The sequence below is a fragment of the Lancefieldella parvula genome, from assembly GCF_963547875.1.
GTDB lineage: Bacteria > Actinomycetota > Coriobacteriia > Coriobacteriales > Atopobiaceae > Lancefieldella > Lancefieldella parvula_D.
Genome location: NZ_CAUUSI010000005.1, coordinates 31,540 through 46,387 on the forward strand (window position 1 = coordinate 31,540; position 14,848 = coordinate 46,387).

15 protein-coding genes are annotated in these 14,848 nt (G+C 47.2%); all 15 read right to left on the bottom strand.

Translation table 11 applies throughout. The annotated features are described in order from the left end of the window. Positions 1-7 precede the first annotated feature (7 nt). The 15 genes from pheT to RWJ96_RS03275 all read right to left on the bottom strand — a co-directional run bounded on the left by pheT (position 8) and on the right by RWJ96_RS03275 (position 14,563). The gene (gene pheT, locus RWJ96_RS03205; RefSeq protein ID WP_314018907.1) at positions 8-2,467 is read right to left on the bottom strand and encodes a phenylalanine--tRNA ligase subunit beta; all 2,460 of its coding nucleotides are present in this window, start codon (positions 2,465-2,467) and stop codon (positions 8-10) included. A gap of 30 nt (positions 2,468-2,497) precedes the next feature. Next, positions 2,498-3,565, bottom strand: coding sequence for a phenylalanine--tRNA ligase subunit alpha (gene pheS, locus RWJ96_RS03210; protein WP_035433167.1), 1,068 nt, complete (start codon positions 3,563-3,565; stop codon positions 2,498-2,500). Positions 3,566-3,850: 285 nt separating this feature from the next. After that, positions 3,851-4,663, bottom strand: a complete 813-nt coding sequence (locus RWJ96_RS03215; RefSeq protein ID WP_035434813.1) for a metal ABC transporter permease — start codon at positions 4,661-4,663, stop codon at positions 3,851-3,853. Continuing rightward, entirely contained in the window at positions 4,664-5,521 is an 858-nt protein-coding gene (locus tag RWJ96_RS03220) for a metal ABC transporter ATP-binding protein (RefSeq protein WP_314018974.1), read from the bottom strand. 34 nt (positions 5,522-5,555) lie between these two features. Next, a complete protein-coding gene (locus RWJ96_RS03225) occupies positions 5,556-6,551 on the bottom strand; it encodes a metal ABC transporter solute-binding protein, Zn/Mn family (RefSeq protein WP_314018908.1) in 996 nt (331 codons plus the stop codon). A gap of 326 nt (positions 6,552-6,877) precedes the next feature. After that, on the bottom strand, positions 6,878-7,522 hold the full coding sequence (locus RWJ96_RS03230; RefSeq protein WP_035433160.1) for a DUF421 domain-containing protein: 645 nt from the start codon (positions 7,520-7,522) through the stop codon (positions 6,878-6,880). A 4-nt stretch (positions 7,523-7,526) separates the two neighbouring features. Further along, positions 7,527-7,970, bottom strand: a complete 444-nt coding sequence (locus tag RWJ96_RS03235; RefSeq protein ID WP_035433158.1) for a DUF3290 domain-containing protein — start codon at positions 7,968-7,970, stop codon at positions 7,527-7,529. A gap of 37 nt (positions 7,971-8,007) precedes the next feature. Further along, positions 8,008-9,174 (bottom strand): N-acetylglucosamine-6-phosphate deacetylase, encoded by a 1,167-nt coding sequence (gene nagA / locus RWJ96_RS03240; RefSeq protein ID WP_314018909.1) that lies wholly within the window; start codon positions 9,172-9,174, stop codon positions 8,008-8,010. 57 nt (positions 9,175-9,231) lie between these two features. Beyond that, positions 9,232-10,398, bottom strand: a complete 1,167-nt coding sequence (locus tag RWJ96_RS03245) for an SIS domain-containing protein (RefSeq protein ID WP_314007248.1) — start codon at positions 10,396-10,398, stop codon at positions 9,232-9,234. Between the two features lie 22 nt (positions 10,399-10,420). Next, on the bottom strand, positions 10,421-11,149 hold the full coding sequence (locus tag RWJ96_RS03250) for a GntR family transcriptional regulator (RefSeq protein WP_314018910.1): 729 nt from the start codon (positions 11,147-11,149) through the stop codon (positions 10,421-10,423). 55 nt (positions 11,150-11,204) lie between these two features. Then, on the bottom strand, positions 11,205-12,284 hold the full coding sequence (locus tag RWJ96_RS03255; protein ID WP_035433152.1) for a PTS system mannose/fructose/sorbose family transporter subunit IID: 1,080 nt from the start codon (positions 12,282-12,284) through the stop codon (positions 11,205-11,207). Then, a complete protein-coding gene (locus tag RWJ96_RS03260) occupies positions 12,274-13,080 on the bottom strand; it encodes a PTS sugar transporter subunit IIC (RefSeq protein WP_035434822.1) in 807 nt (268 codons plus the stop codon). Before RWJ96_RS03260 ends, RWJ96_RS03255 begins: the two co-directional genes overlap by 11 nt. A 140-nt stretch (positions 13,081-13,220) precedes the next feature. Further along, positions 13,221-13,703 carry a PTS N-acetylgalactosamine transporter subunit IIB gene (agaV, locus tag RWJ96_RS03265; RefSeq protein WP_035434823.1) on the bottom strand — a complete coding sequence of 161 codons (483 nt, stop codon included), beginning with the start codon at positions 13,701-13,703 and terminating at the stop codon, positions 13,221-13,223. Positions 13,704-13,798: 95 nt separating this feature from the next. Further along, positions 13,799-14,089 (bottom strand): preprotein translocase subunit YajC, encoded by a 291-nt coding sequence (gene yajC / locus RWJ96_RS03270; RefSeq protein ID WP_035433150.1) that lies wholly within the window; start codon positions 14,087-14,089, stop codon positions 13,799-13,801. Positions 14,090-14,122: 33 nt separating this feature from the next. Next, complete coding sequence (locus RWJ96_RS03275; RefSeq protein WP_035434826.1) at positions 14,123-14,563, bottom strand: PTS sugar transporter subunit IIA; 441 nt, start codon at positions 14,561-14,563, stop codon at positions 14,123-14,125. Between the last annotated feature and the right edge of the window lie 285 nt (positions 14,564-14,848).

The following is a 14,848-nucleotide window of genomic DNA, read 5'->3' on the forward strand; positions in this document are numbered from 1 at the left end:
TACCTGCTTATCCGCGAATTTCTCCGCCGGTAGAACGAAGAACCTTCTCCACAAGCTTTGTGTGGGTCTTCTCGACCTCTTCTGAAGTAAGCGTTCTGTCGTCTGCACGATACGTGAGCGAGAAGGCCATGGACTTCTTGCCTTCACCAACACGCAGGGCATCGCGGTACACGTCAAAGAGTCTGATGTCGCAGAGAAGCTTGCCACCAGCAGACTTCAAACGCTGAACCAGCTGCTCAGCAGTAACGCTCTCGTCAACAACAATTGCCAGGTCAATGGAGATGCCTGGATAGGTTGGAGGCTCAACAATAGGAAGGTCTTTCTGAGAAAGACGCAAAAGCGACGCAACAGAAATCTCAAAGGCAATGACGGGAACCTCAATGTCAAAGTTCTGGAGCGACAAAGGATGAATGTTTCCAACCCAACCGATTGTCTCGCTACCTGCAAGAATCTCAGCAGCGCGACCAGGCTGCAGCCAACCGTATTGCTCTGGCTCAGCTACACGGAAACGAACCTTAGGGATGCGAAGTGCCTCAAGCAGACCCTCAACAATACCCTTGGCGTCAAAGAAATCGTAAGCTGGATACTTGGCGTTCCATGCATCATCTGCTGGACGTCCAACTAACACGCCACAGACATAGCTTGGCTCATCTGGCTGGCTCTTATCCTTATGTCCAAAGAGCACACGACCCAGCTCATACATGGCAATATTAGAGACACCATGAGCAAGGTTGTATGCAATAGAGCGCAGAAGACCTGGAACAATGGAGCGACGCATCTCAGACTGGTCAGCAACAAGTGGGCTCATAACCTTTACAGGGACGCCTCTTCCCTCTTCGCTCATACCAAGCTTAGAGAGGTCATCTGGACTTGCAAACAAATATGACTTTGTCTCGTTGAGGCCAAGGGAGCGCAGCGTACGGCCAATCTTTCTAATCTGACGCTGATCTGAAGTCAAACCGCCTGCATGGTTTCTAGCAGCAGGAAGCGTAGCCTCAATATCACCTTCACCCCACAGGCGAACAATCTCCTCAATAAGGTCAACCTCGCGCGTAAGATCTGGGCGGTTTGTAGGAGCAATAACGCTCAGCTCTCCGTTGTCTGCTGGAGCAACCTTGCAGCCAAGGCGCGTAAGGCGAGAAACTATAAACTCTTCTGGAATTTGAGCACCTGCAAGAGAGCAAACGCGCTCTGGGCGAAGCGTAATAGTTACTGCCTCTTTTACCTTTGGATATACATCAACAATACCAGGGCAAACCTCAGCACCACAGCACTCCTCAAAGAGTGCTGCTGCAATATCTGCAACAGATGCGCAACCGTTTGGATCCACAAGACGCTCGTAGCGAATAGAAGCCTCGCTCATCAGATCAAGGTTTCTGCTGGTACGGCTAATGTGGCCGTTATCAAAGACAGCGGATTCCAAAAGGACATCAACGGTATTCTCGGTAATCTCAGAATCCAGGCCACCCATAACACCAGCAAGTGCAATAGGAGTTTTACCGTTATCTGTGATGACCGTCATATCGGACGTGAGCTCGCGGTCTTCTCCGTCAAGCGTCACAATGTGCTCACCGTCTTCTGCAGCACGAACCACAATGTGGTACTTGCCATCTTCCTTGGTAAGTTTTCCGAGGTCAAAAGCATGCAGAGGCTGGCCGGTCAGGTACATCACGTAGTTAGTAACATCAACAACGTTGTTGATTGAGCGGCCACCACAAGCCGTAACGCGACGAGCAAGCCACTCGGGGCTTGGGCCAATCTTGACGTTTCGAACCACGCGAGCAGTGTACCTTGAGCAGAGCTCAGGATCAGCAATGGTAACATCAACCTGCTCAGATGCATCTGCGCCAGACTCAGACGTAACACGTGGAAACTCAATATGGGTGTCAGTGTCATACATTGCAGAAACCTCAACAGCCATACCAGTCATAGAAAGGCAGTCGGGGCGGTTAGGGGTAATCTCGCAATCAAGAACTACATCAGACATGCCCAGGTAATCCGTAAGAGGTACACCAATTGGAGCATCCTCGGGAAGAATCATAATGCCGCTCTGGTCATCGCCAAGACCAAGCTCGCGAGAAGAGCAGTTCATGCCGCAAGACTCAACACCACGCAGCTTGGACTTTTTAATCTTAAAGTCTCCAGGAAGTACCGCACCGATCATTGCGGTAACAATGTGGTCTCCCTGATTAAAGTTCTGAGCACCGCAAACAATCTGTAGAGGAACAGGATTTCCGTCCTTATCTACATTGTTATTGCCCACGTCAACCAGGGTAACGTACATGTGATCAGAATCAGGATGAGGCTCTTTGCTTACAACCTGAGCAGTAACAACATGGTCAAGATTTGCGCCGACACGCTCTATAGCTTCAACCTCAGTACCAGTGCGCACAAACTCGCGCTCAAGGTCTTTTGGGTCCTGAGGAAGATCAACGAGCGTCTTCAGCCATTCATAAGATACACGCATGTGATTGCCTTTCTAATAAGACGCCGATGATTAGAACTGACGCAGGACTCTCTGGTCACCAGAGATGAGCATGCGCAGGTCAGGAAGGTCATAACGGAGCGCTGCAACACGCTCAACACCAATGCCAAAGGCAAAGCCTGTGTACTTCTCGGAATCAATACCGCAATATTTGAAGACATTAGGATCAACCATGCCGCAGCCAAGAATCTCAAGCCAGCCCGTGTTCTTGCAGAAACGGCAGCCCTCACCGTGGCAAACACCACAAGAAACATCTACCTCGCAGCTTGGCTCGGTGAATGGGAAGAAGTGAGGACGATAACGGGTAGCGCGGTCCTTACCAAAGATTTCACGAGTAAAGTGATCAAGGGTGCCCTTGAGGTCACCAAAGGTGATTCCCTCATCAACAACAAGTCCTTCCATCTGCGTAAACTGAGGCAGGTGGTTAGCATCTGCTGTGTCAGGACGGAATACCGTACCAGGGCAAATCATGTAGATGGGAGGCTCTTTTGTCTCCATGGTGTGTACCTGTACGCCAGAAGTCTGCGTACGAAGAAGCACATCAGACTCGCCCAGTACGTGCGATTCCTTTCCTTCTGGTGCATTATCCACTACGTAGAACGTATCCTTACCAGAACGGCTTGGATGGTCCTCTGGAGCATTCAGAGCTGTGAAGTTGTAGTAGGTGGTCTCAACATAAGGGCCTGTCTCAATGGTGTAGCCCATGCTGATAAAGATGTCTTCCATCTCCTCACGTACCTGCTCAATGAGGTGCTGAGTACCAGGGCTCAGACGACGACCTGGAAGGGTAATATCAGTTGCCTCAGCATTAAGCTGAGCCTCAAGGGCTTCTCGCTTTAAGGCAAGCTGACGCTCGCGAATAGCGGTCTCAACGTTAGCACGAACGGTATTTGCAAGCTGACCCATTTGAGGGCGCTGATCTGCGGGAACCTGACCCATCATACGCATAATTGCTGTAAGAGAGCCCTTTTTACCCATTGATGCAACGCGTACCTTCTCAAGCGCTTCAAGGTTTGTTGCCTTAGCAATTCCCTCAAGTACTTGCTCGCGAATTGCCGAGAGTTCCTCAGACATTCCCATGTAATTACCCTTTCAATAGAAAACCGCCCCTGAGCATATGCCCAAGGACGGAAAATTTCCGCGGTACCACCTCGGTTGATTGCGCAGTTTTCTCTCTGTGCAATCCACTTAAAAGCCTAGTCTCGTTAGGCGGACGACTTCCCTACTGAGCAGAAACTGCCGTTCAAGTTGTAGCTCGGGAGTGAACTCTGCCAGCGCTGTGCAGGTGTTTCTCAACCACGAACACCCTCTCTGTTCACAACGTGCTCCGGCAAACCTCTCCGTCAACGCACTTTGTTCAGAGTATCACACTGTGCGAGTTTTGAGCAGCAGCACAACCCTTTTTACCAGAAAGATAAACAAAAGCGTAACAACCGCGAGAAGAACGATGGTTCCTCCAGGTTTAAGGCCAAGCTCATAGGAGACAACAAGTCCACCAAGTGAGGTGAGCATGCCCACCGTGCTTGCATACAGACAGCATTGCTTCCAGCTGCGGGAAATCTGCAGAGCGCAGGCAACAGGAACCACCATCATGGATGAAACAATAAGTGAGCCAACTGTTCTTGCTGCTACGGCAACCACCAAAGCTACTGCGATAACAAAGCCAAAGTTAATAAGACTTACGGGCACACCAACACAACGGGCATGACGCTCATCAAAAGACATCAAGAAAAGTTCTTTTCTAAGGAAGAAGCAGAATGCGACTGCAAGCACACTGATGGCCACAATCATCTGAACTTCTTGCTCGCTTACGGTCAGGATAGAGCCAAACATGAAGCTGTTGAAGCTTGACGAGTTAGGAACAAAACCAGACAACACACCTGCTAGACCAATACCAGCTGCCATCACAATGGCAACTGCAAGCTCTGACTGGTCTTTAAAGTGACGACGTACTCCCTCTACGCAAAGAGCACCACCCAAACAAGCGGCAATTGCTCCGGCAACAGGATTAATACCTGCAATCATGCCGCCTGCAACACCTGCAAGAGAGGTATGTGAAAGCGCATCGCCAATCATAGAAAGGCGCTTCAATACAACCGTAACGCCTACCAGCGGAATAATTGCTCCCAGAAGAATTCCCACAAGAATTCCTCGCTGCATAAATACGTATTCAAACATTTATGCCCTCCTCTCAAGCGAGTCTTGGGCATCTTGAACAACGTCTGACGCAGGACCAAGTGACTCATTCAGCGCAAAATCATCCAATTTTCCACGGTTATGATCGTGGACGTGGTGTGAATCAAGATCACAATGTGCTCCATGAACGGCGCAGTGATTATGACCGTGACCCCTACCTACAATTTCTGTAGCTTTGTGGTCAGCAACTTCAACAACTCGACAAGCCAGCGCATCAAGAGCTGCAAGATCATGCGTAACAATAAGTACCGCAAGATCTCGAGCTGCATGGGCTTCTCGCACTAGGCTATAGAAATGATTGCGACTCTCTTTATCAAGACCAGTTGTAGGCTCGTCCAGGATAAGTAGTGATGGGTTTCCAACCAGCGCACAGGCAAGACGAACTCTCTGGAGCTGTCCTCCAGAGAGTTCCCTAATAATACGCGTGGAAAAATCAGTCATACCTACAAGGTCAAGTGCCTCAAGCGTGCGCTCGCGACGCTCTTTTGCGCTCATCTTTACCTTTTTGGCACGAGCATACTGACTTGCATCTACTAGTTCGACAACGCTTGCAGGAAAGCGATTAACCGATTCTGAAGGGAGCTGTGGGACATAGCCTACACGCTCCCAGTCTTTAAACCGAGTCGAGGGCGTTCCAAAAAGAAGTGACTTACCACTTGTAGGTTCAAGCTCACCCACCACAATTCGAGAGAGCGTAGATTTACCAGCTCCGTTATCACCAATAAGCGCGCAAATCTCACCTTGATGAACGTCTAAATTTACATCGCTTAAGACGCGCGTCTTCTTGTAAGAAAAACTCACGTCTTGAAGCGAAACGGCTATCTGACTTTCCTGCAACACGTCCTCCAAACATCCAGCCTAAGCTGGCAACACACTACGCGAGAGCGCCCTCAAGAGCCTTGAGGTTGTCACGCATAACAGACAGATAATCCTCGCCTGCCTTAAGCTCGTCATCAGTAAGTCCCTCAAGTGGGTTAAGCTCTTCAACACGAGCGCCTGTTGCCTCAGCAATTGCTTGAGCAACCTTAGGACTTACCAGTTCCTCCGTAAAAATAACCTTTACATTATGCTCTTTTACGAACTCAGTAATCTCTTTCATTTCCTGAGCATTTGGCTCTGCATCTGCCTCAACACCCTCAATAGGCATCTGAGTGAGACCATAAGCCTCGCACAAATAACCAAATGCCTGGTGAGAAACAACAATGGTCTTGTTAGGTAGTGAATCCAGACCCTTATGGAACTCATTGTCAAGCGTATCAAAGTCTGCATTTGCTTTATCAAGATTGGCAGCATACTCTGACTTGTGCTCAGAGTCCTTCTCGGAAAGGGCTTCACAAATATTCTTCATCTGAATCTTTGCATTCAGAGGGTTCAGCCAAACGTGAGGGTCAGTTCCGCCATGGTCATGGTCATGATCATGGTCGTCTTTCTTCTCCTCATGATCGTGATCATCGTCCTCTTCAAGCTCAAGAAGTTTGACGTCTTTGCTGGTCTCAACTGCTGTAAGTTTTGTGCCAGAACCAAGTCCATCAAGAACATCCTTAACCCAGTGCTCCATACCAGCACCGTTATAAATCAAGAAATCGGCTTCCTGGATAGTCTTCATATCCTTGCTGGATGGCTCCCAATCATGTGGCTCAGTACCTGCTGGCACGAGGCATGTTACCTCAGCATGATCGCCAGCGATGCGCTTTGCAAAATCGTACATAGGATAAAAACTTGCAACAATGCTGAGCTTCTTCTGGTCTTTATTATCAGAAGCTCCTTCTTGCTTTTGAGCCTCAGGCTTGCAGCCAGCAAGAATAGCACTCACGCCAAAAGCGGAAGCTACAAGTGCGCTACGACGAGAAACGGTTGGATTCAAATTCATGTTACATCTCCCAAAACTATAAAAACCAATACGGTGTAGTGCCAAATTCTTCAAACAAAATCGTGCGATTGTCCTCACTACCAAGCATAAAAACATGGCGAGAAACCCATGTTTCTCCTCACTTCTTTGCCTTTCTACTCACTTCTCATCATCTGAACATGCATTCATGCTTCCCCTTTAGCACGAAAGCGGGCTGTCTTCCGACAGTCCGCTTTCTAAAAGTTAGCCTTAGTATACATATTCCAATTCAAGTCAACGATAAATTTCTTATCTTTTCCACAAACGGAATTGGAATAAACAGGTTAACTGTTTTATCTCTTGCTAACCTACTGATCTTTCTCCGCATACGGAGTAATAATCAGATCTCCACTATTATACTCACCCAAATAAACCTCTGAAGCAGACTTATAACCTTGATGCTCAAGTTCTCTTTCAAGCCAATTCTCTTCCAGGTCCAGCGTCTCAAGAATATTTGTCTGAACTTGTCCGTCAGTAATAAGCGGGAATCTAACGTTCTCTTCTCCTTTTTTAACAATAATCAACTGTCCATTTTGCTCAAGAATGGCACGCTTAACGTCTGAGATATAATTCACTCCTGCCTGGCGAAGCTTCAGCGACACATCGTAGGCAGTGAGACCCATAGACCTACAGTTGTCTACAAGCAGCTTGCCCTTATCAATAACAATAACAGGACGTCCATCAATCAACTGCTTGACCAGCATATTGTTTGTTCTCAACCATTTAAGAACCATAACAATAATGAGCCAAATAAGCAGGACAAGGGTGAACTGCAAAATGGTAATTGAACTGTTGTAGATCATGCCGCCAACAATGCCGCCAAGTACAAAGTTTTGAACCTGGTCAATTGCTGCAGTTGGTGCTAGGTTTCCTTTTCCGCTGACGTTAATTGCCAGAACAAGCGAGAAAAGACCGATGCACAATTTAATGGCAACTTCTAAATAAAAGTTCATCGATCTACTCCTCAACATGCTTAATGTCATTACCAATGAGATTGATCTGTTCAATGACATAGTCATTCTCGGTATTTTTCAAAACGTGATAATACTTACCGTCAACCTCAAGATACGAGGGATTTCCCTGGCTATCAAAGGCAACGTACACGTGGTCAAAATCAACCTCAAGACGTCGAGCGAAGCTTTCTTGTGAGGAAACAATTGACTCATAGTGCTTACTTGCCTGATTGACCTCTAGCACACGATCAAGCTGTAGAAGTCCAAGAAAGATTAATGAGAACAGCGCAATAAGCGCCAGCTCACGATACTTAGAATTCTTTCTATCACGCATGTAATGCACAAGCGAGAAGATCATTAGAAGTGCAACAAGGCCAAATAGAACAAGCTGAGTCCAGTCAAATACTGTCGCATGGTGAATTAAATAGTTATGGGAATAGAACTCCATAGGCTTCCTTTAGTTTGCATTACTCAAGATTTGCTGCTTAAGCCTTGTAAACGCTCTTTCCTCCAAGGAACGTCTCTTCAAGCTGAAGATCTTTTGTAACAATAATAAAGTCAGCATCATATCCAGGACGGATGAAGCCACAAACATCATCAATTCCACAAGAGCGAGCTGGGTTTTCTGAAGCCATACGAACCGCTTCTTCAGCAGAAACAATACCCCAGTCAAAGACGTTCTTCACGCCTTCAAACAGACGAAGGATTGAACCAGCAAGGCTATGAGACTCATCCATCAGACGAGCAGTTCCGCCTTCAACAACAACAGGGAAATCGCCAAGTTTGTACTGTCCATTAGGCATACCACCTGCACGCATGCAGTCTGTAATAAGAACGGTATGGTCATATCCCTTTGCATTTACCAGAGCGCGAACAGCAATAGGATTAAGGTGATGGCCGTCGCAAATAGCCTCTGCATAGGTACCGTGAGTAGTCATAGCAGCTCCAACCATACCTGGCTCACGATGGTGAAGACCGCTCATGCCGTTATAGGTGTGAACAAAGATGTCAGCGCCAGCGTTTACACAAGCAAGTGCCTCTTCATACGTTGCGTCAGAGTGACCAAGTGCAACATGAACACCGCGATCTGCCATCTCTGCACAGAATTCTGGAGCGCCATCGCGCTCTGGAGCAATAGCAATCTTGGCAATCCAGCCGTCAGCGCGCTCCTGCCACTCATCAAAGACCTCTACATCTGGGTCAAGGAAGTACGCAGGATTCTGGGCACCCTTGTGTTTCTCGGTAAAGAAAGGTCCCTCTAGAAAGATGCCCTGGATGCGAGCAGCATCAATGCCGTTTGCCGCAATTCCCTCTGCTGCATCAGCAACGGACTCACAAGCATCGCCAGTTTGCTCAACACTTGCGGTTAGTGTTGTTGGAAGCCAAGAAGTTACACCGTTAGAGAGCAAACCCTGGGCAATCTCAATGACGCCATCAGGATCGCAGTCCATAATATCGTGGTCCAGAAAGCCATGGATATGGGTATCAACAAGGCCAGGTGCCACCCAAGAACCAGTGCGGTCAATAATCTCGCAGTCTGGCTTCTCTTTAGTGAAATGACCAAATACACCGTCTTCTACGAGCAAATATCCTGGACCAGAAGTTGCTCCTGGTAAAAAGAACTTATCTGCTTTAACTGCAAATGTACTCATACGTACCTCAATCATTCTCAAAAGGACGCGCCATAGGCACGTCCTTCTTAGTAATTCCTATAGTGAGTGAATTGTAACACCCTTAACCACTCGATTAACCTGACCAGTTGGAGAAGGTGTGTCCGGTTTGTTGTTAACACGGACTGAGTTCAAGAGCGCCACTACCTGAGCAACCATTACAAAAGGCAGAGCCAAATAAGGTGCTGGTAGAGGCTCTGTAAATACTGGAAGACTAAATGTTCTTCCCGTAAAGTTTGTTGCCCCCTCTTGCTCAATACCAATGGTCAGAGCAGCAATCTGGTCTCCCTTAATCTCGTCAAGAATATCCAGATCATATTGACGCGTATAAGGGTTATTGGAAACAAAATCAAACACCAGGGTGTGTTCGTCGACAAACGACTTTGGTCCGTGGCGATATCCCATTGAGGAATCCCACGACGTTGCATTAATACCAGCTGCAAGCTCCAAAATCTTAAGCTGAGCCTCATGAGCAAGACCCACAAAAGGACCAGAACCCAGATAGGTAATGCGGTTGAAATCGCTCTTAAGCCACTCAGCAATCTCTTCCTCGCGCTCAATTACCTGCCTACCCAGCTCAGCAGCATCAGAAATCCAAGCCTTCTTCTGTGAGTCATCAGCACTATCAAATACAAGAGTTGCAAGAAGTGTCATACAGCTATAAGAGCCGGTCATAGCAAAGCCCTGGTCATTTGCACCAGGAATAAGAAGTAGCAATGTATCGTCTTTACCTGCGGATTCAACGGCAAGTTTTCCTTCAGGAGCGCAGGTAATATTGATAAGCAAAAGATTTTTAACAATCTTGCGAGCAATAGTTACTGCAGCAAGACTCTCTGGACTATTACCAGAGCGCGCAAAAGAAACCAAGACCGTTGGATCATCTGGATCAAGACTGCCATAAGGATCAGAAACAATATCAGTAGTTGCAACAGACGCAAACTCAAAAGAGCTCTTCTCGCCATGAGAACGAAGATACGGAGTAATGGTATCGCCTACATATGCCGAGGTACCTGCGCCCGTAAAGACCACGCGGGTACGACGACCCTCGCCAAGATTGCGAGCACGCTCGACAAACTCTTTAATTGCAGAAAGGTTCTCCTGATAAATGCCAAAGGTAGATTCCCAAAGCTCAGGCTGCTGCTTAATCTCGGCAGTTGTAATATGCGCGCCGAGTGCCTTTAGCTCTTCTTGGCTCTTTTTAAACATTGATATCCCTTCTTACAGCTATTTAACTGCGTGTATGTACAATCTTGTATCTAAATTGATCAGCGCGAGCCACACTTAAAGTAAACTCAACAATATTGTTTCTGTCATTGTAGGTTGTACGTGTAAGGCTCAAAACAGGTGAGCCCTCAGAAATTTGCAATAAAGCGGCGTCATCTGAGCGAGCAATTGAAGCCTTGAACTCCTCTTCTGCTACGCCAATCTTTATGTTGTAGTCTTCTTCAAAAATTTGGTAGAGAGATTTTTGCTCAACATCATGAGCAGTAAGCGAGAAAAACTGTGAAACTGGAAGATACGTTACTTCCAGCATCATAGGCACGTCATCGGCACTTCTTAAACGCTTGATGCGGAAGAGTTTCTCGCCAAGAATAACGTGCATATGCTGGGCTAAGAACTTATTAGCCTCAATAGTGTCAAACTCCAGAATAGTTGTCTTAGGAACTCGACCTAACTGACGCTGCTGGTCAGTAAAGCTATAGCCTCCCATAAGGTCTGTTGCACGTTCAGAGACGTCTGCAACAAAGGTACCGCGGCCACGCTGGCGATAAATGAGCCCCATGTGTTCAAGCTCTTGCAGGGCAAGTCTTACCGTGGTGCGAGAAAGTCCGTAGGAATCGGAGAGTTCACGCTCAGAAGGAAGTGGATCATCTGGATCCATCTCGTTCTCAATACGATAGCGCAGCATATTTGCTAGCTGCTCGTAGAGTGGCTGTCTTCCCATAAACGTTGTCATCAAAACTCTCCTATAAAAGACGGGTGCCCACTAAGTGGACACCCGTCACACTTACTTAACCCCAAATATATGGGAGAACGCCAAAGCCAGAACCAAGAAGTGCAATTACCAGAAGCAGGCAGATGCACATAATTGGAGTCCAGTTACGCTTTGCCATGAGGTAGTACAGGCAAAGGGTAAGAGCCAGTGGAATAAGCTTTGGGCAAACGCCGTCGAGGATCTTCTGAATGTCAATAGAGACAGGAGAAGTAACTTCCTCGCCAACAGTTACCAGATTAACGCCGTTACCGACTGGAGCAATAGCAGTGGTGCCATCCTTGCCATCAGCAGTCTTGCCGCCGATGAACATAACGGACTCAGGGTCCTTCTTGTAGTCAGCATAGGAACCCTTAGCAAAGAGAGCCTTGTCATACTGACCAGAAGCAAGCTGCTCATCAGAAAGAGTTACCTGAGAAAGAACAACGCTGTGTGTCTCACCGTTAGGGATGTTTGCGCCAGCGCCAAGCTTGGTTCCGCCGTAGCAGACAACCAGGCAGCCAACAACAAAGACGCCCAGGATAGATGCAGCACGAGTGAACTCTTTTGCGTTCTCGGTGAGCAGAGTAATTGCGTCAGTACCCATCTTGTAGGAAAGGTTCATCAACCAATAACGTACCGCAAACTGTGCGATGTTAAAGATGATGAGGAACAAGAACGGTGCAAAGACGTTGCCGGAAATTGCCATGTTAGAGGTAATACCAGCAGTAATTGGAACAAGGGTGAACCAGAACAGTGCGTCACCAATGCCACCCAGAGGGCCCATTGCAGAAACGCGGACTGCACGAATGGTTGGGATATCCAGCTTGTTCTGCTCAAGGGAGAGAACAATACCCATAACAAAAGTGACCAGGAATGGGTGGGTATTGTAGAACTCAAGGTTATGACTCATGGAAGCAGCAAGGTCATCCTTGTTGTCGCCGTGAATCTTCTCAAGACCTGGGAGGATACCGTAAAGCCAACCAGCTGCCTGCATTCTCTCGTAGTTGAAGGAAGCCTGCAGGAACAGGGAACGCCACACCATCTTGTTGAGCGTCTTCTGATCAAGTGGCTCAGCAGGAGTGGTGTTCTGATAGGTATCAGGAATATTAAATGCCATCTTCGAAGTCACCTCCAGCAACAACAGCAGGAGCAGCATTCTTTACCTTGGTCTGGAGCTGGTAATCCCAGAATGCGATACCAAAACCGATGAGAGCAAGAAGCAGAAGTGCTGGACCAGAGAGCTCAGGAATGCTGATAAATACGATTGCAGCTGCAAAGCCCATGAGGAAGAAGCCCCAAAGCTCGCGAGAAACCATAACCTTCAGCAGGATTGCAAAGCCGACGAAGCGCATCATGCCACCGGCGACGGACAGTGCATTCATGAGCCACTTTGGAATTGCAGTGGTGATCTGAGTGCCAAATGCAGCACCACCCAGGAAGAACAGGGTAACAATAACACCAAAGAAAAGACCAAGGGCAGCCATTGCGCCGTAGTTAATACGAGCAATTCCCTTAGGATCGGCCTTCTCGGCGTATGCATCAGCAGTTGCCATTACGGGGGACATAATGGTAAAGATGATGGTTACTGCATACTGGCCAAGCAGGGAGAATGGAATTGCTGCAGCTACAGCAGCCATTGGCTCAAGCTTAGTAGTGATTGCAAAGACTGCAGACATAATGCCGCCGATAACAGCATTAGGTGGCTGTGCACCACCAACAGGCATGTTACCGATGGTCATAAGCTGATAGGTACCACCAACAATGAGACCAGTCTGAACGTCACCAAGAATCAAACCAACCAAAAAACCAGTTACGATTGGCTGGTAAAGAGACTCGAGGAAACTAAACTGATCGATGCCAGCGATAAACGCAACGATGAAAATTAATAACACCTGAATAGGGCTAACATCCATCTTAACTCCTCCTTTCAAACACACCATAACTACCGATGACGATGATCGGCAGACTATCCGAATACCTTTGCCAACCTGCTAGAAACGTTGCACCATTGCAACTTTTTTGTCATCTCTACCAGGAAGTTGCGCGCAAAAACTTACTCGAATAGCTTTGAGATATCCTCGACCGGGGTCGTAGGAACACGCCTAATCTCTAGAGTCACCCCCAATTCCTGAAGCTCACGGAAGGCAGCGACGTCCTTATCGTCTACCGCCACACTTGTGGCGACCTGTCGCTTTCCCTCAGCCATGTGCATATTGCCGATGTTCACCTTTTTGATAGGAACACCGCCCTTGACCAGAGTGAGGACATCCTCTGGATTCTCGGCAACTAAGAAAATGTGCTGGCTTGCAGAAGCCTTATGAATTACCTCAATAGTCTTCTGAAGCGTAAAGTACCTGGTTGCAACGCCGCTAGGAGCTGCCATATCCATAAGACCCTGACGCATTTTATTTCCTGCTACCTCGTCATTAGCAACAAGGATGAGGTTTGTACCAAGGGTGCCGTTCCACTGAGTAGCAACCTGGCCATGAATCAAACGATTATCGATTCGAGCAAGCTTGATATCTGGTTCTCCCATAACAAGTTCTCCTCTCTTTGCACGCACATTTGTACGTGCTATCTGCGATTCTCATCGCACTACTCGCAACTTGCGCTGCGTGTTTTACTGCAAATTTATTTATTGTTGGAAACGCTGATTACCGCCCAACGATCCAACGTGATGACCACATTTGGAGCAAACTCAACATCTACTGTTTCTTTTTTGACGTTTTTAACTACGCCATACATTCCGCTATTAGTCTTAACTTTCTGACCTGCATGAAGATTCTTCAGAAACTCTGAAGTTGTTCCCGCCTTTTTAGAAGAGGCTCTCCAAACAAAGAAAGAATAAACAAGGCCCAAAATTACCAAGAACGCGAGAAGAACAATGGATGAAGCAAGAATGTTCTCTGCTAGATTTGCCATGTGCATCTCCTTAACTCAACAACAAAACGCTACTTAAATACCATCGTCTCCGAAGATGTCATCTTCTGGCTCAACCTCAAGCTCAAGACGCTTATGAACAACTCCCTGGCTACCAGCTAAAACAGCAGTATCAACCAGCTCTTCAAGAGAGGTATCTGCCATGCGGCTACCAAGTGTTTCAAGAAGCATAGGAAGGTTTGTGCCGGTAACAACTTCTACGTTTGAATAACTCTGAGCAATAATCATTGCCTGATTAAAAGGTGTTCCGCCAAGCAGATCGCAGAAAACCAGCACACCGTCAGTAGTGTCAAGAAGATCGGAAATTGTTGCAGCAAGAGTTTCTGGGTATGTTGCAGCACCGGCTTCAATAAAAGGAACGGGAACAAAAGCTTCTTGCTCACCAGCAATCATCTTTAAAGCATCAGCAAGACCGTTTGCAAAAGTTCCATGACCAGTTAAAACGCAACCTACCATGTCAAACTCCTTTCGAAGAGTTGGAAACTATCTGGGGAGCTACGCGGAAAACTAGGGGTGTTGAAGTTTCTCTCTAAGTGGTAGATACCAGATAACAACCTAACATAAGTATAGTCTAGTGAGCATCTTGAGATGTGTACGTTAACAATCGACGGCTTAACGGTACTATTTTTACCGTAAACGGTACACACGTTGTTATTTTCGCAGGTAGATATATGGATAAATTGTGACGATGCACTAAAAAATTTAGAGCTATCCTTGAAAAATGAGAAGTTCTTATAACGC

Bases quoted from the DNA above. Each gene is read 5' to 3' on its own strand.
- RWJ96_RS03260 (WP_035434822.1), bottom strand. From the start codon at position 13,080: ATGGATGTTAGCCCTATTCAGGTGTTATTAATTTTCATCGTTGCGTTT.
- RWJ96_RS03235 (WP_035433158.1), bottom strand. From the start codon at position 7,970: ATGGAGTTCTATTCCCATAACTATTTAATTCACCATGCGACAGTATTT.
- RWJ96_RS03255 (WP_035433152.1), bottom strand. From the start codon at position 12,284: ATGGCATTTAATATTCCTGATACCTATCAGAACACCACTCCTGCTGAG.
- yajC (WP_035433150.1), bottom strand. From the start codon at position 14,089: ATGGCAAATCTAGCAGAGAACATTCTTGCTTCATCCATTGTTCTTCTC.
- nagA (WP_314018909.1), bottom strand. From the start codon at position 9,174: ATGAGTACATTTGCAGTTAAAGCAGATAAGTTCTTTTTACCAGGAGCA.
- pheT (WP_314018907.1), bottom strand. From the start codon at position 2,467: ATGCGTGTATCTTATGAATGGCTGAAGACGCTCGTTGATCTTCCTCAG.
- RWJ96_RS03225 (WP_314018908.1), bottom strand. From the start codon at position 6,551: ATGAATTTGAATCCAACCGTTTCTCGTCGTAGCGCACTTGTAGCTTCC.
- RWJ96_RS03275 (WP_035434826.1), bottom strand. From the start codon at position 14,563: ATGGTAGGTTGCGTTTTAACTGGTCATGGAACTTTTGCAAACGGTCTT.
- RWJ96_RS03250 (WP_314018910.1), bottom strand. From the start codon at position 11,149: ATGACAACGTTTATGGGAAGACAGCCACTCTACGAGCAGCTAGCAAAT.
- RWJ96_RS03245 (WP_314007248.1), bottom strand. From the start codon at position 10,398: ATGTTTAAAAAGAGCCAAGAAGAGCTAAAGGCACTCGGCGCGCATATT.
- RWJ96_RS03230 (WP_035433160.1), bottom strand. From the start codon at position 7,522: ATGAACTTTTATTTAGAAGTTGCCATTAAATTGTGCATCGGTCTTTTC.
- RWJ96_RS03215 (WP_035434813.1), bottom strand. From the start codon at position 4,663: ATGTTTGAATACGTATTTATGCAGCGAGGAATTCTTGTGGGAATTCTT.
- pheS (WP_035433167.1), bottom strand. From the start codon at position 3,565: ATGGGAATGTCTGAGGAACTCTCGGCAATTCGCGAGCAAGTACTTGAG.
- agaV (WP_035434823.1), bottom strand. From the start codon at position 13,703: ATGGGAGAACCAGATATCAAGCTTGCTCGAATCGATAATCGTTTGATT.